This window comes from Vibrio sp. 704, from assembly GCF_033339295.1.
The window spans coordinates 1-2,321 of the sequence record NZ_JAWOUH010000051.1; the positions used below are offsets into that span (position 1 = coordinate 1).

General features: G+C 44.1%; 1 protein-coding gene and 1 tRNA gene. One reads left to right on the top strand and one right to left on the bottom strand.

Annotation, left to right across the window (positions count from 1 at the left end; all coding sequences use genetic code 11):
* The first annotated feature begins 1 nt into the window (after position 1).
* Positions 2 to 77, top strand: a tRNA-Asn gene (locus R7R24_RS24280).
* Between the two features lie 246 nt (positions 78 to 323).
* Here R7R24_RS24280 and R7R24_RS24285 read toward each other — a convergent pair.
* Entirely contained in the window at positions 324 to 1,760 is a 1,437-nt protein-coding gene (locus tag R7R24_RS24285; protein WP_081007970.1) for an NAD-dependent succinate-semialdehyde dehydrogenase, read from the bottom strand.
* Positions 1,761 to 2,321 lie beyond the last annotated feature (561 nt).

Below are 2,321 nucleotides of genomic sequence, written 5' to 3' on the forward strand. Positions count from 1 at the left end.
TTCCTCCTTAGCTCAGTTGGTAGAGCGACGGACTGTTAATCCGCAGGTCGCTGGTTCGAGCCCAGCAGGAGGAGCCATATTAGAAGAAGCCGCATCACTTGATGCGGCTTTTTTGTATTAGTTTAAAGCTAAGCTCTCTCCTACTACCCACGAAATAACATAAGCGCTTTGATTATTAAAAACCGCTTACCGCAAGCTAACTATCGACTCACTAAGTAACCAGAAAATATTAACCACAAACGCGCGTGGCAAATGGTGTATCTTTCAACTAAAAAAAGCCAGGTAAAAACCTAGCTTTTTAATTCAATCGGCCATCTCTGAAATCAGCTTAAACCACCAAGACAAATATACTTTGTCTCCAGATATTCATCGAGTCCTTGCTTAGCACCTTCCCGTCCAACACCCGACTCTTTAACTCCACCAAATGGAGCCACTTCAGTAGAGATGATCCCTTCATTAACTCCAACCATGCCGTACTCTAAACCTTCACTAAAAGCCATAATACGCTTCAAGCTATTCGTATAGAAATAGCAAGCCAAACCATATTCTGTATCGTTCGCCATTTCGAGAACTTGATAATCATTTTCAAAGGTAACAATAGGCAACACAGGCCCGAATAGCTCTTGCTGAACAATCGACATATTCTGCGTCACACTATCCAAAAGAACGGGCTCCATAAAGCGACCAGGCCGTCTCTGTGGAGAGTTAGCAATAGAGGCTCCTTCTTGTACAGCTTGATCGATCACCGCCTCTAGTCGATGCTTAGAGGCCATCGTAATAACAGGACCTAATGTGACACCTTTCTCTAAACCATTTCCAAGCTTTAATTTGCTTAACTTCGACAATACTTTATCAATAAAAGCTTGTTTTACATTTTTATGAACATATAGCCGATTGGTACAAACACATGTTTGCCCTGCATTACGGAACTTCGACGCGACAAGCCCTTCCGCAGCCTCATCTAAGTCTGCATCTTCAAACACGATGAAAGGCGCATTACCACCCAACTCCATCGACACCGCCTTGACTGAATCACTGGCTTGCTTCATCAAAATTTTCCCAACGCGCGTAGACCCCGTAAAAGAGATCTTCTGAATCCTAGGATCAGTACTTAGTACTTGACCAAACTCAGCAGCCTGCTCCGACACCACGACAGAAAGCAGTTCTTTAGGGATACCAGCCTGATAAGCTAATTCAACAACAGCAATTGCAGTGAGAGGGGTAAGCTCTGATGGCTTGATCAACATGCCACAACCTGCCGCTAGGGCTGGTGCTGCTTTTCTTGTAATCATCGCAATAGGGAAGTTCCAAGGTGTAATTGCAGCGCATACTCCCACAGGCTGGCGAATTGCAGATAGACGTCTATCTGTCGTGGGGGCAGGAATAACTTCGCCATAAGCACGTTTTGCTTCTTCTGAGAACCACTCGACAAAAGAGGCACCATACATCACTTCCCCTTTGCTCTCAGCTAAAGGTTTACCCTGCTCTAAGGTAATAATCGTGGCTATGTCTTCTGCATTATCAAGAAGTAGTTGATACCACCCCCTCAAACGACGAGAGCGCTCTTTGGCACTTAATTTAGCCCAACGGACTTGCTCCGTTTTGCACTGACCAATGAGATCATCTAACTCATCAAGAGTACTAGGCTTTAACCGAATTAACTCTTGCTCAGTTGCAGGGTTGATGACCACAATTCCCTCTTCGGAAGACCATTGCTTAAATACAGATTTCAGCGTTTCATTTTTTATTTGTTGCATCATCAAACATACTCCTCAAGAACTCCTCTTAGGTTAATCGCTACTAGCAAGTTCAGCAAAGAAAACAAAGTTTTCTAAAAGGCATTAATTTTCGGAAGACTTAGATCTCTTCCTCACTATATTTCGGGAAATTGCGTAATCCACGCAACGACGGTCCCGCTCTAAACATGGAAGCAATGAATGTTTGAGAAATAAGATGTAGAAAATTATTGTTTAAGAGAGACGCTAACAAAACGCGCAGTGAGGAAGACTATTCATTCTACTACGGTTGAGGGCGAGTGTTATAAAGACTCATTGTTCAAATGACCAATCTTTCAACGAGGACATAATACAAACTCGGAGTAATTGGAAGTGCAGGCAGCAGGCCCATCTTCCTGAGAAACTCATGTGCCAAAAGGGTAAAGAAAGTCGTATTGTCTCGCCTTCAATGTGTAAATGCATTTCTAGGGGACACGACCAAACGAAAAAGCCCCAGTCTTTCGACTGGGGCTTAATATAAGTGGCGGAGTGGACGGGACTCGAACCCGCGACCCCCGGCGTGACAGGCCGGTATTCTAACCAACT